The following is a 22,429-nucleotide window of genomic DNA, read 5'->3' as shown; positions in this document are numbered from 1 at the left end:
GGAGGATGTTTCAAATGAAAAAATTATTACTTACGGCACTTATTTCAACTTCAATTTTTGGATTAGCTGCTTGTGGCGGGAAAGATAAAGATGAAAAGAAACTTGTTGTTGGTGCTTCTAACGTACCGCACGCTGTTATTTTAGAAAAGGCAAAACCTTTACTTGAGAAAAAAGGAATTGAATTAGAAATTAAAAAATTCCAAGACTACGTATTACCAAATAAATCGTTAGCGGATAAGGAATTAGATGCAAACTACTTCCAGCATATTCCGTATTTAGAAAAAGAAATTAAAGATAAAAAGTATGACTTTGAAGTAGCAGGAAAGATTCATTTAGAACCAATTGGTGTGTACTCTCAAAAGTATAAGAGTTTAAAAGAGCTTCCAGATGGTGCGACAATTATTATGAGTAATTCAGTTGCTGACCACGGACGTGGTTTAGCAATTTTACAAAAAGAAGGTATTTTAAAAATTAAAGACGGAATAGATCCAGTTAAAGCAACTACAAAAGATATTGCAGATAATCCGAAAAATCTAAAATTCAAAACGGATATCGAGCCTGGTTTATTGCCACAAGTGTATAACAATAAAGAAGGCGACGCTGTTTTAATTAACTCTAACTATGCAATTGATGCAAAGTTAAATCCGGAAAAAGATGCAATTGCAATTGAAGGAAATGATTCACCATACGCAAACATAGTAGCTGTTCGTAAAGGCGATAAAGATAAGAAAGAGATTAAAGCTCTTGTAGAAGTATTGCATTCTAAAGAAATTGAAGACTTCATTAATAAAGAATATAAAGGGGCAGTTGTTCCTGTAAAAGAATAATTGCTGAAGAGGGCTGGTGTATGCCGGCTCTTTTTATAACTACATAACCATTGGGGAGAAGGGGAAATCATATGAAAAAGGTTCTACTGTCAGTTGTTACAGCGTTGTCTGTATTTACATTAGCTGCTTGCGGGAGCAAAGAGGAGAATAAGCTTGTTGTGGGAGCTTCTAACGTGCCACACGCTGTTATTTTAGAAAAGGCACAGCCGATTTTAGAGAAAAAGGGTATTAAATTAGAAATTAAAAAATTCCAAGATTATGTGTTGCCGAATAAGGCTTTAGCGGATAAAGAAATTGATGCGAACTACTTCCAGCACATTCCTTACTTAGATAAAGAAATTCAAGAAAAGGGATATAAAATTGTAAACGCAGGAAAAATCCATTTAGAACCAATGGGTATTTATTCTAAGAAATATAAAAGCTTAAAAGACTTACCAGATGGCGGGACAGTGATTATGAGTAATAACGTAGCGGAGCGTGGCCGTATGTTAGCATTGTTACAAAAAGGTGGCGTTATTAAATTAAAAGGCGGAGTAGATGTTGTTAAAGCAACAGTAAAAGATGTTGTAGAAAACCCGAAAAACTTAAAATTTAAAACAGATGTTGAACCTGGACTTTCACCGAAATTGTATGAAAATAATGAGGGAGATGCTTTATTTATTAATTCAAACTATGCAATTGATGCAAAATTAAATCCAACAAAGGATGCAATTGCGATTGAAGGATCAGACTCTCCGTATGCAAACATCATTGCAGTTCGTAAAGGTGATGAGAAGAAAAAAGAAATTAAAGAGCTAGTAGAAGTGCTACATTCAAAAGAAATTCAAGATTTTATTAATAAAGAATATAAAGGTGCTGTACTTCCGGTAAGTGAATAAATATAAGGAAAGGGCTGGAAAATTACCAGTCCTTTTTTCTTTATATAAATAAGAAGAAAGGTGTATCATAGAAAGATGTGAAGGAAATACTTATATACATTTGTGAAAAAACGGTTACTTTTTTTCGTCGTTTGCGATATCATTTTATTTGATATAAAATTAGAATGAGAATAAAATGAGAATATGAACGTTTTAGGAATTTTTAAAATGTATATATAGGATTAATGGAGGTATTGAGATGGCTGGTTCTACATTAACGGTTAAAGACTTACACGTATCAATTGATGGCAAAGAAATTTTAAAGGGTGTAAACCTTGAAGTAAAAGGTGGAGAAATCCACGCAATTATGGGACCTAACGGAACAGGTAAATCAACTTTATCTTCTGCAATTATGGGTCACCCAAAGTATGAAGTAACAGAAGGTAGCATCATCATCGACGGTGAAGATGTATTAGAAATGGAAGTAGACGAGCGCGCACAAGCGGGTCTATTCCTAGCAATGCAATATCCAAGTGAAATTAGCGGAGTAACAAACGCTGACTTCTTACGTTCTGCAATTAATGCACGTCGTGAAGAAGGCGATGAAATTTCTCTTATGAAATTTATCCGTACATTAGATAAAAACATGGAATTCCTAGAAATGGATCCAGAAATGGCACAACGTTACTTAAACGAAGGTTTCTCTGGTGGAGAGAAAAAACGTAACGAAATTCTTCAATTAATGATGATTGAGCCAAAAATCGCAATCTTAGATGAAATTGACTCAGGTCTTGATATCGATGCATTAAAAGTTGTATCTAAAGGTATTAACGAAATGCGCGGCGAAGAGTTCGGTTGCCTAATGATTACGCATTACCAACGTTTATTAAACTACATCACTCCAGACTTCGTTCACGTTATGATGAACGGTCGTATCGTTAAATCTGGTGGCCCTGAGCTTGCACAACGTCTAGAAGCTGAAGGTTACGACTGGATTAAAAAAGAATTAGGTATTGAAGACGAAACAACAGAGCAAGAAGCGTAAGAGAGGAGCATAAACATGACAATCGGTACATTACCTTTCGATCAAGAAACAATCCGTCAACGCGCAAGCGAAGTAAACGAAGCAGCTTGGTTGACTGAGTTCCGCTTACAAGCTCTTGCACAAGCAACTGAACTTCCAATGCCAACGCCTGATAAAACGAAAATTGACAAATGGGACTTTATCGGAAAAGGCGACGCTGCTAAGCAAGAGCCTGTAAGTTCTTTAACTGAACTTCCAGAAGCAGTGAAAAACTTAATCGATGAAAATAACAGCGTATTAGTGCAACGTACTGGTACAACTGCGTTCGTTTCTTTAGCAGACGAAGCAAAAGAAAAAGGTGTTATTTTCACAGACATCGTAACAGCTGCAACTGAGCATGCTGAACTAGTACAAAAGTACTTAATGAAAGACGGCGTGAAAGTAGACGAGCATCGTCTAACTGCACTTCATGCTGCATTAATCAACGGCGGTGCATTCGTATATGTTCCGAAAAACGTTGTTCTTGAAACTCCACTTCAAGCTGTATTCTTAGTAGATGGCGAAGAAGCTAATGTATATAATCACGTGCTATTCGTAGCTGATGCGAACAGTACTGCAACTTATGTAGAAAACTATGTTGCAAATGAAAATGCTAAAGGTATTGCAAATATCGTGGCAGAAGTAATCGTGGAACAAGGCGCACAAGTGAAATTCGGTGCGGTTGATCTATTAGCAAAAGACGTAACAACTTACGTTAACCGCCGCGGCGTTGTAGGACGCGACGGCCGTATTGATTGGGCTCTAGGCCTTATGAATGACGGAAACACAATTTCAGAGAACGTTACGAACTTAATGGGCGACGGTTCATATGCTGATACGAAAACAGTAACAATTGGCCGTGGTAACCAAACACAAAACTTTACAACTAAAGTTGTTCACTTCGGTAAACACTCTGAAGGTTGGATTTTAAAACACGGTGTACAAAAAGATAGTGCAACATCTATCTTTAACGGAATTGGTAAGATTGAACACGGTGCATCTAAATCAAATGCACAACAATCTTCTCGCGTTCTTATGTTAGATGAAAAAGCACGCGGTGATGCAAACCCAATTCTTTTAATCGACGAAGATGATGTAATGGCAGGTCACGCAGCTTCAGTAGGTCGCGTAGATCCAGTCCAACTATACTACTTGATGAGCCGTGGTATTCCAAAACGCGAAGCAGAACGTTTAGTCATCCATGGATTCTTAGCACCTGTAGTTAATGAGCTTCCAATTGAAGGAGTAAAGGCACAGCTTGTTGAGGTAATTGAAAGGAAAGTTCGCTAATGAATATTCATGAAATACGCAAACAGTTTCCAATTCTTGATCAAAAAGTGAACGGCAAACAACTTGTTTATTTCGATAGTGCAGCAACTTCTCAAAAACCAATTCAAGTCATTGAAACGTTAGAACGTTACTATAAAGAATATAATTCTAACGTGCATCGCGGTGTTCATACGCTCGGTACGAAAGCTACCGACGCGTATGAAGGTGCACGTGAGAAAGTTCGCAAGTTTATCAACGCGAAATCAATGGAAGAGATTATTTTCACGCGCGGAACGACAACTGCATTAAATACAGTAGCAGCTAGCTATGGTCTTGAAAATGTAAAAGAGGGCGATGAAATCGTTATTTCTTACATGGAGCACCATAGTAATATCATTCCGTGGCAACAAGTTGCGAAGAAAACCGGTGCAACTTTAAAATACCTTCCGCTTCAACCAGACGGTACAATTTCTTTAGAAGATGTTCGTCAAACAGTTACACCGAATACAAAAATCGTTTCTATTATGCAAGTATCAAACGTACTTGGAACGATTAACCCTGTAAAAGAAATCGGAGCAATTGCACACGAAAATGGCGCAATTATGGTCGTTGATGGTGCACAAAGTACACCTCACATGAAAGTGGATGTACAAGATTTAAACTGTGATTTCTACGCATTATCTGCTCATAAGATGTGCGGACCTACAGGTATCGGCGTATTATATGGTAAAAAAGAATTGCTGAACAATATGGAGCCAATTGAATTTGGCGGTGAAATGATTGATTTCGTAGATTTACAAGAATCTACGTGGAAAGAGCTTCCGTGGAAGTTTGAAGCAGGTACACCGATTATCGGTAATGCAATCGGACTTGGTGCGGCAATTGATTTCCTAGAAGAAATCGGTCTTGATAATATTGAAAAGCATGAGCATGAATTAGCGCAATACGCTTTAGAAAGACTATCAGAAGTAGATGGCGTTACAATTTATGGTCCAAAGCATCGCGCTGGTCTTGTTACATTTAATATTGAAGACGTACATCCTCACGATGTAGCGACTGTATTAGATGTAGAAGGCATTGCAGTTCGCGCAGGACATCACTGTGCACAACCGCTTATGAAGTGGCTAAAAGCTTCTTCAACAGCACGTGCGAGCTTCTATTTATATAATACAAAAGAAGAAATTGATACATTTGTTGAATCGCTAATCAAGACAAAGGAGTATTTCACAAATGTCATTTAATAATTTAGATACGTTATATCGTCAAGTTATTATGGATCATTACAAAAATCCTCGTAACCATGGCGTGTTAGAAGATAGTGTCACCGTTAACTTGAACAATCCAACTTGCGGCGATCGTATTCAACTTACGATGAAAGTAGAAGAAGGTATTGTGCAAGAGGCGAAGTTTGAAGGTGAAGGATGTTCAATCTCAATGTCTTCAGCTTCAATGATGACACAAGCAGTAAAAGGTAAGAAAATTGAAGAAGCACTTCAGCTTTCGAAAATTTTCTCTGACATGATGCTAGGAAAAGAGTACGATGACAGCATCGATTTAGGAGATATTGAAGCATTACAAGGCGTATGCAAGTTCCCTGCACGTATTAAATGTGCAACATTAGCGTGGAAAGCGTTAGAAAAGGGCTTAAACGAAGATAAGTAATGTTAAAGGTTCCTAAAAACGAGGTTATCTAAGGAGGGACACACCAACATGGCGAAGCAACTGCCAGATATCGGCGATTATAAATATGGTTTCAAAGACAAAGACGTTTCGATTTTCCGTGCTGGACGCGGTTTAACAAAAGAAATCGTTGAAGAAATTTCACGTATGAAAGAAGAACCACAGTGGATGTTAGACTTCCGTTTAAAATCACTGGATAAGTTCTACGAAATGCCAATGCCACAATGGGGCGGCGACTTAAACGACTTAGATTTCGATGAAATTACGTACTACGTAAAACCATCTGAGAAATCTGAGAAGTCTTGGGATGAAGTACCTGATGAAATTAAAGCAACATTTGATAAATTAGGTATTCCAGAAGCTGAGCAAAAATATTTAGCTGGTGTATCTGCACAGTACGAATCTGAAGTTGTATACCACAACATGAAAGAAGACCTAGAAGCTCTAGGAATCGTCTTCAAAGATACAGATAGCGCATTAAAAGAGAACGAAGATATTTTCCGTGAGCATTTCGGAAAAGTAATCCCACCAACAGACAACAAATTCTCTGCATTAAACTCTGCAGTTTGGTCTGGTGGATCATTCATCTACGTTCCAAAAGGTGTTAAAGTTGATACACCACTTCAAGCGTATTTCCGTATTAACTCTGAAAATATGGGACAATTCGAGCGTACGCTTATCATCGTAGACGAAGGCGCACACGTACACTACGTAGAAGGTTGTACAGCACCTGTTTACACGACTAACTCACTTCACAGTGCGGTAGTAGAAATCATCATTAAGAAAGATGCATATTGCCGTTATACAACAATCCAAAACTGGGCGAACAACGTATACAACCTAGTTACAAAACGTGCGGTTTGTGAAGAAAACGCAACGATGGAATGGATTGACGGTAACATCGGATCTAAATTAACGATGAAATACCCAGCAGTTATCTTAAAAGGCGAAGGCGCTCGTGGTTTAACATTATCTATCGCGATTGCTGGTAAAGGCCAACACCAAGATGCTGGTGCGAAAATGATTCACTTAGCACCAAACACGTCTTCAACAATCGTTTCTAAATCGATTGCGAAGCATGGTGGTAAAGTAACTTACCGTGGTATCGTACACTTCGGACCAAAAGCGAAAAACTCTCGCTCTAACATCGAGTGTGACACGTTAATCATGGATAACCAATCTACATCTGATACAATTCCTTACAACGAAATCAAAAACGATTACGTTTCACTTGAGCACGAAGCGAAAGTATCGAAAGTATCAGAAGAACAATTATTCTACCTAATGAGCCGCGGTATTTCTGAGCAAGAAGCTACAGAAATGATCGTAATGGGCTTCATCGAGCCATTCACTCGCGAACTTCCAATGGAATACGCAGTTGAAATGAACCGCCTAATCAAGTTTGAGATGGAAGGTTCTATTGGTTAAATAGAAATGCGGAGCCGACTGTTCAGACCCGTTGGCTAAGGTTCTTTCGCACAGAAGATGCTTTTTATCTTCTCGTGCGGAAGGTTCTTAGACATGAAGGTCTAGGAGGCGAAGCTGGACAATATTTAAAAGTGGCAGCGGCTTATTCTAGCCGCTGGAACTGGATAATATATGTATGAAGAAAGCGTCCTGCTGTGCAGGGCGCTTTTTTGTTTTGCGGATTTGGCTTGGCTCGGGAGAGGATACCCGGGTGGGTGTTCAGCTAAATATATCAACGATTTTTCAAATATATCGATCATAAACGGGAATATATCAACGTTTCGACAAGGAATATCGATTTGTCGACAAGATAAGACAAAAGAAAATCCTCACATACCCCAAATATTTTATAAGAACAGAGAACGACTAGCTTTAAGACAAAGATACTGACAAATCCACTTGAACAACCACCCACTGAATTCTCTATTAAACTTTTTGACAAATCCACCCCTCCCTCCACTATCTGGAATTTTTTCCTGCATTAGCAAAAGTTTCTCATATAAAAAGGACAATCTTTTGCTTTTTCTCACAATGCGAGTACAATGTAAAATAGCAAGAAAAGACGAAAAGTATTTACAGGATTATTGTGTGCGCATAGCGTAAATGGCAGTAAGGAACTGAGAGGAGGTTTTTTCTCTGAATACAAATAAAGAAACAATCATCCACCTTTATCATACAAACGATATACATAGTCATTTTGAAAATTGGCCGCAAATTTCTCGGTTTGTTCTAGGGGAGAAAAAGCGAAGACAGGAAGCGGGAGAGACTGTTTTGACGATTGATATCGGCGATCATGTGGATCGTTTTCATAGTATTTCGGAAGCGACAAATGGGCTTGGGAATACGAAGCTTTTAAATGAGGCGTTATATGATTATGTAACGATCGGAAATAATGAAGGAATTACGTTAGCGAAAGAGCATTTAAATCGGCTCTATGATGATGCTGGATTTGAAGTACTTGTTGCAAATTTATTTGAAAAAGAAGGTGTACGTCCATCATGGGCAAAGCCTTATAAATTACATACAACGACAGATGGGATTACGATTGCTTTTATCGGGTTAACTGTTGCGTATCCAGAGTTTTATCAAATGCTCGATTGGCATATTGAAGATCCGCTTATCCATTTAGAGTCTATTTTAGAAGAAGTGAGAGATGAGGCTCATATAACAGTTGTCCTTTCTCACCTTGGAAAAAGTATGGATGAGTATATGGCAGAGCATTATGATATAGATGTTATTTTAGGGGCACATACGCATCATTTATTTGAGCGTGGTGTTCTAATGAATAATACTTTACTTTGTTGCTGTGAAAAGTGGGGACGTTACGTTGGGCACGTGCAGCTTACTGTGGATAAAGAGACGAAGAAGCTGTTGAAAAAGGACGGTAGAGCGATTAAGACGGAACGGTTAGGTGCTTATAGCGAGCCGTTATCCACAATTGAAATACTGCAGGAAGAAAGTAAGCATATAATGGCAGAGCCTGTCGTTCATTTAAAAGAGTCATTACAGGTTGATTGGTTTCATGAGACGCCGTTTTCTCATATGTTAGCAAGTGCGCTGAAAACATGGTGCGGTGCAGAAGTTGGCATGGTGAATGTTGGTGTACTTCTTGAAGGGTTAGAAGAGGGTGTCGTAACGCGCGGAGATATTCACAGAATTTGTCCACATCCAATTAATCCGTGTGCTTTGAAAGTTCCAGGAAAGATATTAAGAGAAGTTATTTTGAAAGCACGTAAGCCGAATATGGAGAATCTTGAGGTGAAAGGATTCGGATTTCGTGGGAAAGTGATGGGGAAAATGATTTACGCGGGTGTAGAAGTAATTCCAGATACGATTCCTGGGAATAAAATTTTACTCGAAGATGTATTAATTAACGGGGAATCGCTGGAATTAGATCGTATATATACAGTAGGAACAATTGATATGTTTACATTTGGCTACTTATACCCAGAGCTATCCACACTTTCTGACAAACAATATTATATGCCAGAACTACTTAGAGATGTGTTAACAGATATGTTAATAACTTATACATCTTCCGTTAAACTATAGGCTAGTTAACTTGTAACACTCATTTTTCTCTTGTCATACAGATAAGAAAGAGAGGAGTGTGAACTATGGTTAATGTGGAGCCAATTATAATTGATAATTATACGTTTATTGCGGTTAGCGTGAAACTTCCAAAGACAAATTTGCTAGCTGTAATGAGCGATAAAGGATATATTATGTGTGGTGCATTAGATGTAGGTCTTTTAAATGAGAAGTTAGGTGATCGAGGAATTATTGCTGGCCGTGCGGTTGGTGTAAGAACGATTGAACAACTTCTTGAAGCGCCGCTAGAATCGGTAACGACTGGAGCTGAAGCATTAGGCATTCCAGCAGGAACGATTGGAAAAGAAGCATTATTAAAAATGAGATAAGCATATATCGTCCCTCCTTCTTGCATAGAAATGATATAAGAAGGAGGTTTTTTTATGAGTATATTTCGCTCGAAAAACTCGCGGTTTCGAAGGGGACCTATTGCCTTTCGGTATATACTGCTTATGTCGTTTATTCTTTTTATTATATTACTTACGCAAGGGTTGTGGATTGTGAATAATAATATTCAGCCAACCTTAATTAAATATGGGGAAGTAGAGACGCATAAAATGGCGACGGCAATTATGACGAAGGCAGTAAAGGATCGAATTAATGAAGGATTCGATGTAGATTCATTAATGAAAGTACAGAATGATAAAAACGGAAAAGTATCTACAATTAATTTAAATACAAAGCAAGTAAATGAAATCGTAACGTCAACGACCACGTACATAGAAAAATATTTGCAGCAAGTAGAACAAGGGAAGTTGAAGGAGCTAGGTATTTCTGAAAAAAACGGGGCGACTATGGCAGTTCCTTTTGGGCGTGTAACTGATAATGCACTTCTTGGTAATATAGGACCGGATATTCCGATTCATTTCACGCCAATTGGGCATGTGAATACAAATATTAAACAAAAAATTGAGCCGCATGGGATTAATACTACAGCAATTCAAATTGTTATGGAAATGGAAGTAACATTGCAAGTAATTATTCCATTTCATACGAAAGAGATAACGGTGAAACAAAATGTTCCGATTGCGACGCGTATCGTTCAAGGGGAAGTGCCTACGTATTATGGAAGTGGAAGTGTTGCTGTACCTGATAAAAAGAAAACAGATAGTTAGTTGCATATAAAGTGATACTCGGTTGAGCCGGGCTTTTACTGGATAAAAAATAACCGTAGCAATGCAGCTACGGTTATCTTTTTGTATTTGCTCGTTCTTTGCGTTCCCAAAGGCTTAAATGCATGTATGGATCGAAGGCCCATTCTGTATAGCCATTGTCTTTATATATGCCAAAATGTAAGTGGGGTGGGAATTTTCCGGCTGTACCAGGAGGTCCATAACCAGTGCTACCAACAAATCCAATTACTTTTCCTGGCTCAACAATTTGTCCAAGCTGTATTTCTTTTGAGAACCCGCCTAAATGAGCGTAATAATGGTAATTGTTATGAAGGTCTCGAATACCAATGCGCCATCCACCAAGGCGGTTCCAGCCTTTTGTTTCAATAATGCCATAGCAAGTCGATCTTACTGGCACGCCATATCCAGCGAAAATATCGGTGCCTTCATGAATTCGTCTTCCGCCAAAACTTCTTCCAGCGCCGAAAGTACTACGGTAGCTATGGTCACTACGAATCGGAAGAGGAAAAGCATTTCCTTCTAAATTAATACGTCCATAATGTTTATAAATTTGGGCGTACTCGCTAATTAAATCAACTGTTTTTGCACGTCTATAATATTCCCAAAGCATAATTTTAATACGGTCTTCTGACGTTCCTTGTTTCCTTAAAATAGTCGCTGCGGTATGCAGAAGATCACGGTCGCTATTTGCATTTGCAAATCCATCTTTGTCACCATCTAAACCTATTCCGCCAAATAGAGAAATTGTATGGGGGAGAGTATCGTTACTATTAACAGGTCCAGCCCATATTTCTGGTTTGAAATAAAGGGAAATGATGGCATCTGGTTTTTTTGGAATATCTTTTCTTACGCTCCGTATATTTCTTTCATATTGATCCATTGCAGCTAAGTAATACCATGGAATGCCTGAAGACTGCTCGGTTTCTTTATATAGTGCCATGCGCTTTTCGTATATGCTTTGCTGATTATCTTCACCGTAAGCGATGTTTTGGTGGAGAAGAAAACAAATAGAAAGCAAAAGAGAAATTTTTCGAAGCATGAAATAGACTCCTTTCACAACATCACTCTTTTTAGTGTGGGATATACGGAGTATTTCATTATAGGGAACGATTGGAAAAAATCTTAGAATCTTCATTTGAGCAAATCGCTTTCATACGTTAGAATAGATATGTTACATTGAAAGAAGCGAACACGGTAAACTATTTCATATTGTGCGGAGTTGATAACCATGACAAAACAAACAGAATATAAGCGCAAGCCCGAATGGTTGAAAATTAAGTTAAACACGAATGAAAACTATACAGGCTTAAAGAAAATGATGCGTTCTAAGAATCTTCATACCGTTTGTGAAGAGGCAAAATGTCCGAATATTCATGAATGCTGGGCTGTAAGAAAAACAGCAACATTTATGATTTTAGGTGCGGTTTGTACACGTGCTTGTCGTTTTTGTGCGGTTAAAACAGGCTTACCAACTGAGCTTGATTTACAAGAACCAGAACGCGTAGCAGATTCAGTAGTACAAATGGGCTTAAAGCACGTTGTTATAACAGCGGTTGCACGTGATGATTTAAAGGACGGGGGAGCAGCTGTTTTTGCTGAAACAGTACGCGCAGTACGTCGTAAAAACCCATTCACGTCTATCGAAGTATTACCATCTGATATGGGTGGAGTAGAAGAAAACTTAAAAATGTTAATGGATGCAAAACCAGATATTTTAAACCATAACATTGAAACAGTACGTCGATTATCTGACCGAGTTCGCGCTAGAGCAAAATATGAACGTTCATTAGAGTTTTTACGTCGAGCGAAAGAAATGCAGCCTGATATTCCAACTAAATCGAGCATTATGGTGGGCTTAGGTGAAACGAGAGAAGATTTAATTGAAGCAATGGATGACTTACGTGCAAACAATGTGGATATTTTAACTCTTGGGCAATACCTACAACCATCTAAGAAGCATTTACCAGTTCTTAAATATTACCCACCAGCAGAATTTGCAGAGCTTAAAGAAATTGCACTTAGCAAAGGATTTAGCCACTGTGAAGCTGGCCCACTTGTGCGTTCTTCTTACCATGCGGACGAGCAAGTACGTTCTGCAAAAGAAAAAACAGCAGAAGCTAAATAATGAAAAAAGAGAGCTAATGATTAGCTCTCTTTTTGTTTGTACTCTAAAATGGTATTTGGACATGTTAATAAAATCTTTTTTAATTCTTCTGTGGATAATTCAATTGTAAATTCAGGAACACCAGGTGTAATTAAAATTTTATCGTACGTATAAATAGCGTTATCCACAATAATTGTTACATCGTGTGAATATCCGAAAGGAGCCACACATCCCGGCGTACAACCAGTTTTGTCTCGCAGTTCATCAGGAGAACAGAGAGATAAGCGTTCTCCTGATAGTTCTTTCATCTCGCCCCGGTTGAGCCTTGTGCCCTCTAACGTAAAAAATACGTAATAATCTCCAGACTTTGATTTTAAAAATAAGCTTTTACTTGGAGTGCCTTGTAAGCCAAGTCTCTCACGTACGATCCGATCGGTCTCATAATCGAGTACTGGTTCGTGTTCGAATTTTTCATAAGAAACATTTGTTTTATGTAGTAAAGCAAGTACGTCTTCGTACATATGAAATGATACCCCTTTCTATTGTTAGAACAGTCTCTTCTCGTGGCGTCAACTGAATGTTTTGGAAAGGGATATTACTTGGACGATGCTTCCCATAAGCGTTTTATGATACATTGTTCGTCGATTGTAATTTCGTAAATATCAGGATTCGTTAAAGTTCTCCATTCATTAAAGCCAATCGTATGATCAAAATGCTTTAAAATGAGTGTAAGTAAATTGCCATGTGTAACAAGTAGTGTTGTCGTATGGTTTAATTGTAAAACGTCTTGAATAAGCGATAGGGCCCGGTCTGTTGCTTGTTTTGTTGACTCTCCGCCTGAAAAGGCAATATCTATATTTGTAAAAGTAGATTCTAGTTTTTGCATCCAATCATCCATTGGAATGTTGCTCAATATGCGTTCAGTTAATCGTTCATCTTCTTGGATAGATAAGTTAGCTTGGAGCGCATAGGGCCGAATGGAATCGATAGCTCGGACAAATGGGCTTGAAATAATATGATCGATTTGTAGATGATTTTCTAAGAGGAATGTAGCAAGGGTGTTTGCTTGGTCTTTTCCATCGGTCGTTAATTCATCATCACGTTTTTGCCCAATTGCTGAACAATGTCGTATTACAATAATTTTCTTCATAATTCATCCCCATCTTTCAAGTTGACGCTATATACTTCGACAAATGTAGAAATAATTCCTTTTTATTGGAAACAGCATATTGATTTAAATATGTGGAAAAGTAATGTGGATAATGAACATTTGAGGTGCAATGATGAAAAAAATGATATGTATCGTATTCATTATTTGTTTTCTTGCGCAATTGTCCACAACATATGCAGAATCCAACCGAAAACTAAATTATCCAAGCAATCAAAATAAGTCATTTGTGAGTGAGGATGTTTTTTATAAACAGTTAGATAAGAAAATCTATAAAGAGTACAAAAATGCAGCATATAGTGTTCGTAAAAAAATTTCATTTAAAGAAGTGGCTGATGAGGAATTTTCTTTCCTGCAAAAAACAGCTGTCGGTTGTCGAAGTAGAGTGGTGCTTCAAGATTTTTTTGTTCACCCTGATCGCCAAGTTTATTTTTTCGCTTCTTTTACTCAAAATGAAGTAGAAGAGTTCCATAAGTACATCGTTATAGATGCAGAAACAAAGAGGGAGCTGCAAGAAGGAAAAAGCTATCACCATTGCGACAATCCATAAAAAATAACCCACCAATCGGTGGGTTATTTTTTACTCCGGCACACTCATTAATTTCGCTTTCATCTTGCGAATAAGAACGACAGCCCCAATTGTGAAGAGAAGGGTAATTCCTTCGGCAACAAAGATATTGATTGTTTTTGTTTGGTAAAGTGCCGCGAAAAAGTCTACAAATGCGTGGAATAGTATAGCGTATACTAGGAAGATATATTTCTTCTGTTTGACTGCGTATAAAACAAGCATTGTAAAGGCGATTTGAAGCACGAGTGCCATAATTCTTTCTAAGCTACCAAGGAAGTATAAGTAGGCAGGTTGCTGAATTAACATGTCCTGTAAAATGCTGAGCTCGGGTTTTTGTTCAATCAGTCGAGCGAAGCTACCATCGTTAATAGAATTAGCAAAGATTAATGCTTGTAATGCAGAAAAACCGCCAATTAAAATAGATTCAATTCCGCCGTGACCAATTCCATAAGCGAAGCCATCTTTATATTCTAGATATTTTTTTAGTAAGAAGAAGAAGGCAACGAAGCGTCCTAATTCTTCAAAAATACCAGCAGTCAATCCGCCATAAATTGCGAAGACAAACGGATTTTCTAAAAATGGAGCGATTGTTGGATTACCGCGCATAAATAGGTGGAATGGTGTTTCAAGAATTTGGGTGAATCCGATAAAGATAAGAACACCAACGCCGACCACTTTCCAATTCATATTATATTTTTTACGGAAATAAACGAGTACGATAATTGGGACCAGAATCGAGACAATAAGTTGAAAAATGATGCTGGCAATTACAGTATTTGAAACCATACTTTCACCGCTTTCTAATATATGTACATATCTATTATGCATGAAATAGGGGAGAGATGAAACTTTTAGAAAGAAAATGAATTTACTTATTGACTCTAACGTTGCGTCATACTTTATCGTATGTACTAAGGGGGAGATACAAATGACAATGAGAGTAAAAGAAGTAGCTGATTTAGTTGGAATTAGTGTGCGCACACTGCATCATTACGATGAAATTGGGTTGTTAACCCCAGACGAGACGACAGAGTCTGGATATCGTCTGTATTCCAATGAAAATTTAGAGACATTGCAGCAAATTTTGTTTTTTAAAGAGCTTGGCTTCCCTTTGAAGAAAATTAAAGAGATTATCATGAGTCCATCATTTGATCGCGAAGAGGCACTACAGCTTCATAAGAAGATGCTTCTTGAAAAGCGTGCCAGATTAGATAAGGTGATTGCGACGATTGATAAAACAATTCAGCATACAAAAGGAGAGATTGAAATGACGAATAAAGAGAAATTTGAAGGATTCGATTTCAGCCATAACCCATATGAAGAAGAAGCACGTGAAAAATGGGGAGACGCAGCTGTAGATAAAGCGAACGAATATGCAAAAGGTATGTCAAAAGAGAACCAAGAGGAGTTTAATGCTATTTATAGAAATTTAGCAACGCTTAGACACGATGCACCAGATTCTAAAGAGGCGCAGGCAGCTATTAAAGTATGGTACGATTACTTGCAAAACTTCGGTGAATATTCGTTAGATGCTTTTAAAGGACTCGGTCAAATGTACGTCGCTGATGAGCGTTTTACGAAAAATATTGATAAGTTTGGTGAGGGATTAGCGCAGTTTATGTGTGATGCGATGGAGGTTTATGCGGATCGTAATAAAAAATAAAAAGTAAAACAGGTGGAGATTTTCTCCACCTGTTTTACTTTTTAATCATATCATTCAAAGTCTGATCTCCCGTATTGTTCAAATGAGGATTTTTACTCATTTCTCGTTTTAACATATCGAGGCTTTGTGTATATTCTGTATCATTTAATGCGCCAGATTGAAGCCCTTGAATTTGAGAAATCAACTTTTGGTCTGTTGATACATATGCTTTATAATAGCGAGGAACGATAGACAAAGCAGCTCTATATACTTGATCCGCTACGAGTTTTGGATCCGTTGTGTTTGCACGGTATACAACGAACACTTCATCATCAGTAACGAGTGTAGCAGCGTTTGTAACGTCAGGAAGTTTGACTGTCATGCTTGTAATCATTTCAGCGACCTTCTCGCGATTAATGGCCCCTACTTGTTTGTTAGATACTTCATGCTTTTGTTTAGAAGAATAACCGACTCTTGTGAGTCTTGTATTTGTATTTTCCGTATGATACATGTCGTTTTTATTGGAAACAAGAACACGGCTTCCTTCTTCACGTTCCATTTCAGCTTTGTTCGCTGATTGGCAGCCTGCAAATAAGGAAAGAGTGAGAAGGGAAAGTAAAATTTGTTTTTTCACGATGTATCACCTCCTTCTCCATAGCATGTACTAATTTGCAATTTTTTGTATTTGAAATTGTTGGTTGTTATGCTTTGTGATACGATAAAAAGAAGAATGCTTAGAGAGGAAGTTAATGATGGAGCAAAAGCAAGAGATTCATGCTACGGTGAGCATTAATAATGTTCAGTACGAAGTAATTAAAAACTTTCGTGACGGTTTTAGTGAAGAAGCATTTAAAGAGCGCTATGCAGAAATTTTAAATAAATATGATTACATCGTTGGGGACTGGGGATATGAGCAACTTAGATTGCGCGGATTCTTTGATGATAGTAACCAACGTGCGACATATGATACGAAAATTAGTACGTTAACGGAGTATTTATACGAGTACTGTAACTTCGGTTGCGCACATTTTGTATTACGAAAAGTGAAGAAATAAAAAAATCCTCTTACAATTGTAAGAGGATTTTTTCATAGCAGTTATACCAATTGTGAGGAGGCTGTTTACTTGAAAAGTAAACAGCACCTCGGCAAATATAATGATTCTTTTCATACAAACGTAATGAGACAGGATTGCCAGTGAAAGCATCTAATCGTATGCCGGTATAGTTTTTTCGTTTCGCTTCACTTTCCCAAAAGGATAAAAGTACTTTGCTATATCCTTTTCCTTGGGCGAAAGGATGGATGACGAAAGAGTGGACGATAAGAAAACATCCATCTGTTTCTGACCAATCAATTAGCTCATATTCTGGAGATTGCCACTCATTCAACACAACAGCACCAACAAGCGAATCATGCTCAAATAGGCAATAGAGTTCACCTTGTTCTAAGTGATAGGAAATATGTTCTCGAGTCGGATATGAATCATCCCATTGATAAATTTTCTTTTGTAAGAGTGCTTTTTTACATTCTGTATACATTGCATCTAATTCGTCTAATAAATTCATCGTACCTTTTCTCACATTTAGCATGAAACTCCCCCTTATAAACAAATTGAAATAGAATCGCCTTCAGAAAGTATTGTATTTGGTTTCATTTGTCGTCCGTTCAATTGAATATCCCCATTTTTAATTTTATCCACAATGAGTGTACGGCTCCAATCAGAGATATATGTGGATAATGCTTTATCCATTCGGTGGGAACCGAAAACGATGTCTAATACAACCGTGATTTCGGCTATGCCACTTTCTTTATGCTGTGTAATGGAAATAGTAGTACTTGTTTCTGTTTGGTCTTCCTGCGTCATATCGATTGTTTCTACATGATCAGTAAATGCTTTGTAAATACGTAGTTTTTGATTCCACGTATGATCTCTCGGACATTTATAAATAGCAAAGCGATATATATTTTTTCCATTAGCGTTATGCCTGCGAATATTTGTATCGGTAAATAGGGTAGTACGTCTGCAATTTTTACAATACTTTTCGATTGTGTTTTGCTCATTTTCATATAAACTCCAAGAAAGTTGTACTTTCTGCATTTTCCTTCACCTCTTATAGTAGTGGTAAAGGAACGTAATACAGCTATTTGGATGTCTTGTAGTATGAAGACATGATAAAAAGACAAAAATAAAAGGAGCTTCCCTTAGGAAGCTCCGTAAACATCATACTACAGATGCGTTACGCTCCTTTGTAATGGGAATGGGCAGACTACTCCCTTGTAAAAAGCACGGAGCTTTTTTGAGAGTAATGCTATCCAATTGCTGGTCCATTACAAAGTAAATGTCGGCATACGTAGATAACGTCCTTTCTATCCAAATAGATTTATTCTTAATTATAACATAGAAGATTGAAAATTCAAAACTCTTATAATGAAAAAACACCAGCTAAAATAGCTGGTGCATACGATAAATTATATAAGTTCAAATAAAAATGAGCGTAATTCTTCTGCAATTTCTTCAGTCATAGAAAATGCGTGCTCTAAGTAGCCTGGTTCGTTTAAATCGTCAGGACCGATGATTGCAAATTTATTACTTTGCATATCAAGGACAATTGTTTTACCGTAATGACGATCGGAGTATAAAAGCGCTAAATCGTGACGCTCATTTTCTCCCATAAAGCTAACGAAACGAGTTTTTGTAGCGACAGTATCGTCGTACAGAAAGAAACGTTCTTCCATACACATGGCTCCTTTATTAAATATCTAAGTTTAAGTGTGGTTTATGATCTAAATGGTGATGCGTTTTAATGAATCGTACTGTTCTTGTTTTGTAACGCATTACGATAGAGTATGTTTCAGCTAAATCTCCGCCAAGGAATTTAACACCGTCTAATAACTCACCAGCAGATACACCAGTTGCTGAGAAGATTGCATCATCCCCGGATACTAAGTCATCTAACATAAGAAGTTGACGAGGGTCTTCTAATCCCATTTCACGACAACGAGCTTCTTCTTCTTCGTTCATTGGAACTAAGCGAGCTTGCATTTCACCTTCAAGGCATTTTAATGCTGCTGCAGAAATAACACCTTCTGGAGCTCCGCCAATACCTACGAATAAGTCGATACCCGTTCCAGGTAGTGCTGTTGCGATTGACGCACCAACATCACCGTCACCAAATAATTTTACGCGTGCACCTTTTGCACGAACACGGTCAATAATATCTTGATGACGTTCACGTTCTTGAACGATAACTGTTAGATCGCGAATCTTTTTATTGTTAGCTTCTGCTACAATTTCAATTGTTTTTTCAATTGGATCATCTAAGCTAATTTTACCAGCTGCTTTTGGACCAACCGCGATTTTTTCCATGTACATATCAGGAGCATGAAGAAGGTTCCCTTTGTCTGCGATTGCAATAACTGCCATTGCATTTGCAAGACCTTTTGCAACGATGTTTGTACCTTCTAATGGATCAACGGCGATATCTACTTCTGGACCGTTACCTGTTCCTAGTTCTTCACCAATATACAACATCGGTGCTTCATCAAGTTCTCCTTCACCAATTACAACTGTACCTGCCATGTTTACTGAATCGAACATATCACGCATTGCTGTAGTTGCTGCATCATCTGCTTCATTTTTCTTTCCGCGGCCCATCCACTGTGCGGATGCTAAGGCTGCTGCTTCTGTTACACGGACAATTTCTAGTGCGAGTTCACGTTCCAAGATTCCATTCCTCCAATTTCAAAAATCATACAAATATAACTATAACAAATAACGGAGAAAAGGTGAATTCGAAAAATTGTCGATTTTTTCAGAAGAAAGCGTTACAATTAAAATGTAAATGCTTTAATTTCCAGGTAGGTGACATTCATGTATTTTGTAGACAGAAAGAAAATAGAACAAATGCTAGTATGTTTAGAACGAGCAACAAGTACATTTCAAGAGAAAAAGATATATGAAACCGAGTTTGAATTTTACGCATTAGAGCGCATAGCCCATCTTATTATTGATTGTGTATTAGATGTAGGAAATGCGATGATTGATGGATTTATTATGCGTGATCCAGGAAGCTATGAAGATATTATTGATATTTTAATGGACGAGCGAGTGATAAGTGAAGAAGATGGACAAGGGATGAAAGAAATTATCCTTCTTCGAAAAATGCTTACGCAAGATTATATTCAAATGAATCATGATGAATTATATAAGACGATTCAAAAACATATTGCAGTGGTAGAGAAATACCCAGCAAATATTCGCAGTTATTTAGAAAAGGAATTAGGACCTGTATCTGCATTTGTACCAGAATAATTATGCTTATAAGATCCCCAGAGAATGCCTTTTGGGGATCTTATATTGTATGTGAGAAAGAAAAGGGAGAAGGGTGAAGTATGGGGGAAGCACGTACTACGAAAGACGAGATTGTACAATTGTTGAAAGTAAAGGGAGAGCACACGGTAGCGGAACTAGCTGACGTTTTAGAGATTACAGAAATGGCGATTCGAAGACATTTAAGTAATCTTGAGAAAGACGGACTCATTTATTCTAAGATGGTAAGGCAACATGTCGGAAGACCAACTTATTTGTATGGATTAAGCGAAAAGGGAGAAGATACATTCCCGAAAGAGTATAAGCAATTTGCGATTGATATGCTAGAAGATTTAGCTCGAATGGGCGATGAAAAAATACTTCGTTACGTTTTAAAAGAGAGAACGAAGCGAATGGAAGAACAGTTACAAAAGAGAGTGAGTAATCAAAAGAATTTAGCATATAAAGTGCAAGAGATAGCAGCTATGCAAGAGAAAAATGGTTATATGGTTCAAATAAAGAGAGATGGAGAGAAATCTTTCGTAATTGAAAAACAAAACTGTCCGTTAAAGGAAATTGCCGAGAGATTCCCGCAAGTGTGTGAAGATGAAAAAGAAATGTATAAGCGTTTATTTACGAACGCAGAAGTGAAAACGCTAGCAAATATGTGCGAGGGCGATTGTAGTTGTTCTTACCAAATAAACGAGAAAAAATGAACGTTATGGGGCGCTTTAAGGTAAAGCGTTTTTTTCTTTTGGAAAAGCGGGTAATATAAGAGTGGTATGATAAGGTGAGAACGTTAGCATAGAAGGAGAGACATAATCGATGTATAAAGGTTACTTAATTGACTTAGACGGTACGATGTATCGCGGAGAAGAACAAATTGAAGAAGCAAGCGACTTCGTAAAAGCATTAGGAGAGCGCGGCATTCCATATTTATTCGTTACGAATAACTCAACTCGCAAACCAGAACAAGTGGCAGAAAAGCTTGTTCGTTTCGATATTCCAGCGAAAGCGGAGCAAGTATTCACAACGAGTATGGCGACTGCGAACTTCATTTATGAACGTAAACAAGACGCAACTGTATATATGATTGGTGAAGAAGGCTTACACGATGCACTTGTGGAAAAAGGATTTGAACTTGTGGATGAAAATCCTGATTTCGTTGTTGTGGGTTTAGATCGTGACATCACATATGAAAAATTAGCAAAAGCGTGTCTTGCTGTGCGTAATGGCGCGACGTTTATTTCTACAAATGGGGATATTGCCATTCCAACTGAGCGAGGATTATTACCAGGTAACGGCTCATTAACATCAGTTGTAGCAGTATCAACAGGTGTGGATCCAATCTTTATCGGAAAACCAGAATCAATCATTATGGAACAAGCTTTAAAAGTGCTTGGCATAGAAAAAAATGAAGCATTAATGGTTGGGGATAACTACGATACAGACATTTTAGCAGGAATAAATGCTGGTATGCATACCCTTCTTGTCCACACTGGAGTCACAACTGTGGAGAAGTTAACAGAATATGAAGTACAACCAACGCAAGTTGTGCATAACTTGACGGAGTGGATTGAGAAGATGTAATGAAATGCAGGTAGCCGGAAGAGGTTACCTGTTTTTTTATGCATAATTGCATATGTACTATAGGTATACGGAATGTAAAATTTAAATGTATTGATATAAGGGAGGAATAAGAATGTACTGGATGTCATGTATTATGCTTGTTTTTACATTATGCGTTTTGTTCTTTGTTCTATGGAAAATATATAAAATAAATGAAATGAAAAAAAGCGCAGGAAAACTTATTGCAATGTATCCTCGGGTGAAAAGACGTTGGATTGCATTACTTGGACCAACATATTTCATTGGACAATGTATGTATATATATGCTCAGTACGTAAGTGGCGATATTGATACAGTTGAACAGTTTTTTATTCAGCTAGGTATTCATGCTGTAGCAAGTTGTTTTATGACTTTAATAGCTATACATCTTATTAAAAGTGTACAAATATATGAAAAAGGTGTAATAGATGGATTAAACTTTTATTCATATGAAGAATTGAAAGGCTATAAAACATCAACATGGGAAAATCCAAAAGAAAATATATTTTTATATCGCGGGAGAGAAAAAATGAATGACAATGTGAATTTACTTATTAGAAAGGAAGATATGAATGAATTAGAAAGCATTCTTCAAAGATATATTCCGAAATTAATGGTGAAATAAAAAAACTCCGGTTTTAACAA

Annotated in this window: 27 protein-coding genes; 18 read left to right on the top strand and 9 right to left on the bottom strand. The window is 37.5% G+C overall.

From position 1 onward, the window contains the following. Positions 1-14 precede the first annotated feature (14 nt). The 10 genes from metQ (NST90_RS23740) (at position 15) to yunB (ending at position 10,369) form a co-directional block, all read left to right on the top strand. Positions 15-827, top strand: coding sequence for a methionine ABC transporter substrate-binding lipoprotein MetQ (gene metQ / locus NST90_RS23740; protein WP_000735102.1), 813 nt, complete (start codon positions 15-17; stop codon positions 825-827). A 71-nt stretch (positions 828-898) separates the two neighbouring features. Next, positions 899-1,705 (top strand): methionine ABC transporter substrate-binding lipoprotein MetQ, encoded by an 807-nt coding sequence (metQ, locus tag NST90_RS23735; protein WP_000757014.1) that lies wholly within the window; start codon positions 899-901, stop codon positions 1,703-1,705. Between the two features lie 238 nt (positions 1,706-1,943). Beyond that, positions 1,944-2,729 (top strand): Fe-S cluster assembly ATPase SufC, encoded by a 786-nt coding sequence (gene sufC / locus NST90_RS23730; protein WP_000929160.1) that lies wholly within the window; start codon positions 1,944-1,946, stop codon positions 2,727-2,729. 15 nt (positions 2,730-2,744) lie between these two features. Further along, positions 2,745-4,037: a Fe-S cluster assembly protein SufD gene (gene sufD / locus NST90_RS23725; RefSeq protein WP_000152167.1), complete on the top strand. Its 1,293-nt coding sequence runs from the start codon at positions 2,745-2,747 to the stop codon at positions 4,035-4,037. Further along, on the top strand, positions 4,037-5,257 hold the full coding sequence (gene sufS / locus NST90_RS23720; protein WP_001020767.1) for a cysteine desulfurase SufS: 1,221 nt from the start codon (positions 4,037-4,039) through the stop codon (positions 5,255-5,257). The genes sufD and sufS overlap by 1 nt, the downstream gene beginning before the upstream one ends. Next, complete coding sequence (gene sufU / locus NST90_RS23715; protein WP_000009523.1) at positions 5,247-5,678, top strand: Fe-S cluster assembly sulfur transfer protein SufU; 432 nt, start codon at positions 5,247-5,249, stop codon at positions 5,676-5,678. Before sufS ends, sufU begins: the two co-directional genes overlap by 11 nt. Before the next feature lie 48 nt (positions 5,679-5,726). Beyond that, on the top strand, positions 5,727-7,124 hold the full coding sequence (gene sufB / locus NST90_RS23710) for a Fe-S cluster assembly protein SufB (RefSeq protein WP_001118827.1): 1,398 nt from the start codon (positions 5,727-5,729) through the stop codon (positions 7,122-7,124). A 675-nt stretch (positions 7,125-7,799) separates the two neighbouring features. Continuing rightward, positions 7,800-9,215: a bifunctional UDP-sugar hydrolase/5'-nucleotidase gene (locus NST90_RS23705; RefSeq protein ID WP_153601152.1), complete on the top strand. Its 1,416-nt coding sequence runs from the start codon at positions 7,800-7,802 to the stop codon at positions 9,213-9,215. 65 nt (positions 9,216-9,280) lie between these two features. Beyond that, positions 9,281-9,583: a DUF1805 domain-containing protein gene (locus NST90_RS23700; protein ID WP_000248466.1), complete on the top strand. Its 303-nt coding sequence runs from the start codon at positions 9,281-9,283 to the stop codon at positions 9,581-9,583. 54 nt (positions 9,584-9,637) lie between these two features. After that, positions 9,638-10,369 carry a sporulation protein YunB gene (gene yunB, locus NST90_RS23695; protein WP_012593364.1) on the top strand — a complete coding sequence of 244 codons (732 nt, stop codon included), beginning with the start codon at positions 9,638-9,640 and terminating at the stop codon, positions 10,367-10,369. Positions 10,370-10,442: 73 nt separating this feature from the next. Here the strand turns inward: yunB and NST90_RS23690 are convergent, their stop codons facing one another. Continuing rightward, entirely contained in the window at positions 10,443-11,426 is a 984-nt protein-coding gene (locus NST90_RS23690; RefSeq protein ID WP_000944681.1) for a M23 family metallopeptidase, read from the bottom strand. Positions 11,427-11,615: 189 nt separating this feature from the next. Here NST90_RS23690 and lipA point away from each other — a divergent pair, with 189 nt between their 5' ends. Next, positions 11,616-12,512, top strand: a complete 897-nt coding sequence (gene lipA / locus NST90_RS23685; protein WP_000166372.1) for a lipoyl synthase — start codon at positions 11,616-11,618, stop codon at positions 12,510-12,512. 20 nt (positions 12,513-12,532) lie between these two features. Here lipA and NST90_RS23680 read toward each other — a convergent pair whose 3' ends face one another. Both NST90_RS23680 and NST90_RS23675 read right to left on the bottom strand, forming a co-directional pair. Next, the gene (locus NST90_RS23680) at positions 12,533-13,012 is read right to left on the bottom strand and encodes a YbaK/EbsC family protein (RefSeq protein WP_000272745.1); all 480 of its coding nucleotides are present in this window, start codon (positions 13,010-13,012) and stop codon (positions 12,533-12,535) included. Between the two features lie 74 nt (positions 13,013-13,086). Then, positions 13,087-13,641 carry a histidine phosphatase family protein gene (locus NST90_RS23675; RefSeq protein WP_000721022.1) on the bottom strand — a complete coding sequence of 185 codons (555 nt, stop codon included), beginning with the start codon at positions 13,639-13,641 and terminating at the stop codon, positions 13,087-13,089. A 133-nt stretch (positions 13,642-13,774) separates the two neighbouring features. Here NST90_RS23675 and NST90_RS23670 point away from each other — a divergent pair, with 133 nt between their 5' ends. Beyond that, positions 13,775-14,209: a hypothetical protein gene (locus tag NST90_RS23670; protein WP_000738181.1), complete on the top strand. Its 435-nt coding sequence runs from the start codon at positions 13,775-13,777 to the stop codon at positions 14,207-14,209. Between the two features lie 30 nt (positions 14,210-14,239). On the opposite strand, the gene NST90_RS23665 is transcribed toward NST90_RS23670, so the two are convergent. Further along, positions 14,240-15,055, bottom strand: coding sequence for a YhfC family intramembrane metalloprotease (locus tag NST90_RS23665; RefSeq protein ID WP_002164635.1), 816 nt, complete (start codon positions 15,053-15,055; stop codon positions 14,240-14,242). A 100-nt stretch (positions 15,056-15,155) separates the two neighbouring features. Here NST90_RS23665 and NST90_RS23660 point away from each other — a divergent pair, with 100 nt between their 5' ends. Then, positions 15,156-15,890 carry a MerR family transcriptional regulator gene (locus NST90_RS23660; RefSeq protein ID WP_000178775.1) on the top strand — a complete coding sequence of 245 codons (735 nt, stop codon included), beginning with the start codon at positions 15,156-15,158 and terminating at the stop codon, positions 15,888-15,890. A gap of 34 nt (positions 15,891-15,924) precedes the next feature. Here the strand turns inward: NST90_RS23660 and NST90_RS23655 are convergent, their stop codons facing one another. After that, positions 15,925-16,503 (bottom strand): YhcN/YlaJ family sporulation lipoprotein, encoded by a 579-nt coding sequence (locus NST90_RS23655; protein ID WP_000744132.1) that lies wholly within the window; start codon positions 16,501-16,503, stop codon positions 15,925-15,927. Between the two features lie 118 nt (positions 16,504-16,621). Between NST90_RS23655 and NST90_RS23650 the strand changes: the two genes are divergently transcribed. Beyond that, a complete protein-coding gene (locus NST90_RS23650) occupies positions 16,622-16,924 on the top strand; it encodes a YutD family protein (protein WP_000435943.1) in 303 nt (100 codons plus the stop codon). Positions 16,925-16,934: 10 nt separating this feature from the next. Here NST90_RS23650 and NST90_RS23645 read toward each other — a convergent pair whose 3' ends face one another. From NST90_RS23645 to glpX, 4 genes are all read right to left on the bottom strand, one after another. Next, positions 16,935-17,456 (bottom strand): GNAT family N-acetyltransferase, encoded by a 522-nt coding sequence (locus tag NST90_RS23645; RefSeq protein WP_000935795.1) that lies wholly within the window; start codon positions 17,454-17,456, stop codon positions 16,935-16,937. Between the two features lie 11 nt (positions 17,457-17,467). Further along, the gene (locus NST90_RS23640; protein ID WP_001174580.1) at positions 17,468-17,965 is read right to left on the bottom strand and encodes a hypothetical protein; all 498 of its coding nucleotides are present in this window, start codon (positions 17,963-17,965) and stop codon (positions 17,468-17,470) included. A 371-nt stretch (positions 17,966-18,336) separates the two neighbouring features. Continuing rightward, positions 18,337-18,603 (bottom strand): DUF3055 domain-containing protein, encoded by a 267-nt coding sequence (locus NST90_RS23635; protein WP_000392613.1) that lies wholly within the window; start codon positions 18,601-18,603, stop codon positions 18,337-18,339. Positions 18,604-18,619: 16 nt separating this feature from the next. Next, positions 18,620-19,591, bottom strand: a complete 972-nt coding sequence (gene glpX, locus NST90_RS23630) for a class II fructose-bisphosphatase (protein ID WP_000439090.1) — start codon at positions 19,589-19,591, stop codon at positions 18,620-18,622. Positions 19,592-19,738: 147 nt separating this feature from the next. On the opposite strand from glpX, the gene NST90_RS23625 reads away from it, so the two are divergent. The 4 genes from NST90_RS23625 (at position 19,739) to NST90_RS23610 (ending at position 22,409) form a co-directional block, all read left to right on the top strand. Then, on the top strand, positions 19,739-20,179 hold the full coding sequence (locus NST90_RS23625) for a DUF86 domain-containing protein (RefSeq protein WP_000274006.1): 441 nt from the start codon (positions 19,739-19,741) through the stop codon (positions 20,177-20,179). An 80-nt stretch (positions 20,180-20,259) separates the two neighbouring features. Further along, a complete protein-coding gene (locus NST90_RS23620) occupies positions 20,260-20,892 on the top strand; it encodes a metalloregulator ArsR/SmtB family transcription factor (RefSeq protein WP_046393067.1) in 633 nt (210 codons plus the stop codon). Positions 20,893-21,001: 109 nt separating this feature from the next. After that, positions 21,002-21,766: a TIGR01457 family HAD-type hydrolase gene (locus tag NST90_RS23615; RefSeq protein ID WP_000276467.1), complete on the top strand. Its 765-nt coding sequence runs from the start codon at positions 21,002-21,004 to the stop codon at positions 21,764-21,766. 112 nt (positions 21,767-21,878) lie between these two features. Next, positions 21,879-22,409: a hypothetical protein gene (locus NST90_RS23610; RefSeq protein ID WP_000289911.1), complete on the top strand. Its 531-nt coding sequence runs from the start codon at positions 21,879-21,881 to the stop codon at positions 22,407-22,409. Positions 22,410-22,429 lie beyond the last annotated feature (20 nt).

The organism is Bacillus sp. FSL E2-8900, assembly GCF_037966225.1.
GTDB lineage: Bacteria > Bacillota > Bacilli > Bacillales > Bacillaceae_G > Bacillus_A > Bacillus_A cereus.
This window is presented reverse-complemented; position numbering and strand designations above follow the sequence as displayed.

Bases quoted from the DNA above. Each gene is read 5' to 3' on its own strand.
- NST90_RS23625 (WP_000274006.1), top strand. From the start codon at position 19,739: ATGTATTTTGTAGACAGAAAGAAAATAGAACAAATGCTAGTATGTTTA.
- NST90_RS23610 (WP_000289911.1), top strand. From the start codon at position 21,879: ATGTACTGGATGTCATGTATTATGCTTGTTTTTACATTATGCGTTTTG.
- NST90_RS23675 (WP_000721022.1), bottom strand. From the start codon at position 13,641: ATGAAGAAAATTATTGTAATACGACATTGTTCAGCAATTGGGCAAAAA.
- NST90_RS23645 (WP_000935795.1), bottom strand. From the start codon at position 17,456: ATGCTAAATGTGAGAAAAGGTACGATGAATTTATTAGACGAATTAGAT.
- NST90_RS23665 (WP_002164635.1), bottom strand. From the start codon at position 15,055: ATGCATAATAGATATGTACATATATTAGAAAGCGGTGAAAGTATGGTT.
- sufS (WP_001020767.1), top strand. From the start codon at position 4,037: ATGAATATTCATGAAATACGCAAACAGTTTCCAATTCTTGATCAAAAA.
- sufD (WP_000152167.1), top strand. From the start codon at position 2,745: ATGACAATCGGTACATTACCTTTCGATCAAGAAACAATCCGTCAACGC.
- NST90_RS23690 (WP_000944681.1), bottom strand. From the start codon at position 11,426: ATGCTTCGAAAAATTTCTCTTTTGCTTTCTATTTGTTTTCTTCTCCAC.
- NST90_RS23635 (WP_000392613.1), bottom strand. From the start codon at position 18,603: ATGGAAGAACGTTTCTTTCTGTACGACGATACTGTCGCTACAAAAACT.
- yunB (WP_012593364.1), top strand. From the start codon at position 9,638: ATGAGTATATTTCGCTCGAAAAACTCGCGGTTTCGAAGGGGACCTATT.
- NST90_RS23700 (WP_000248466.1), top strand. From the start codon at position 9,281: ATGGTTAATGTGGAGCCAATTATAATTGATAATTATACGTTTATTGCG.
- NST90_RS23650 (WP_000435943.1), top strand. From the start codon at position 16,622: ATGGAGCAAAAGCAAGAGATTCATGCTACGGTGAGCATTAATAATGTT.
- lipA (WP_000166372.1), top strand. From the start codon at position 11,616: ATGACAAAACAAACAGAATATAAGCGCAAGCCCGAATGGTTGAAAATT.
- NST90_RS23660 (WP_000178775.1), top strand. From the start codon at position 15,156: ATGACAATGAGAGTAAAAGAAGTAGCTGATTTAGTTGGAATTAGTGTG.
- sufC (WP_000929160.1), top strand. From the start codon at position 1,944: ATGGCTGGTTCTACATTAACGGTTAAAGACTTACACGTATCAATTGAT.
- sufB (WP_001118827.1), top strand. From the start codon at position 5,727: ATGGCGAAGCAACTGCCAGATATCGGCGATTATAAATATGGTTTCAAA.
- metQ (WP_000735102.1), top strand. From the start codon at position 15: ATGAAAAAATTATTACTTACGGCACTTATTTCAACTTCAATTTTTGGA.
- NST90_RS23670 (WP_000738181.1), top strand. From the start codon at position 13,775: ATGAAAAAAATGATATGTATCGTATTCATTATTTGTTTTCTTGCGCAA.
- metQ (WP_000757014.1), top strand. From the start codon at position 899: ATGAAAAAGGTTCTACTGTCAGTTGTTACAGCGTTGTCTGTATTTACA.
- NST90_RS23620 (WP_046393067.1), top strand. From the start codon at position 20,260: ATGGGGGAAGCACGTACTACGAAAGACGAGATTGTACAATTGTTGAAA.
- sufU (WP_000009523.1), top strand. From the start codon at position 5,247: ATGTCATTTAATAATTTAGATACGTTATATCGTCAAGTTATTATGGAT.
- NST90_RS23640 (WP_001174580.1), bottom strand. From the start codon at position 17,965: ATGCAGAAAGTACAACTTTCTTGGAGTTTATATGAAAATGAGCAAAAC.
- NST90_RS23615 (WP_000276467.1), top strand. From the start codon at position 21,002: ATGTATAAAGGTTACTTAATTGACTTAGACGGTACGATGTATCGCGGA.
- NST90_RS23680 (WP_000272745.1), bottom strand. From the start codon at position 13,012: ATGTACGAAGACGTACTTGCTTTACTACATAAAACAAATGTTTCTTAT.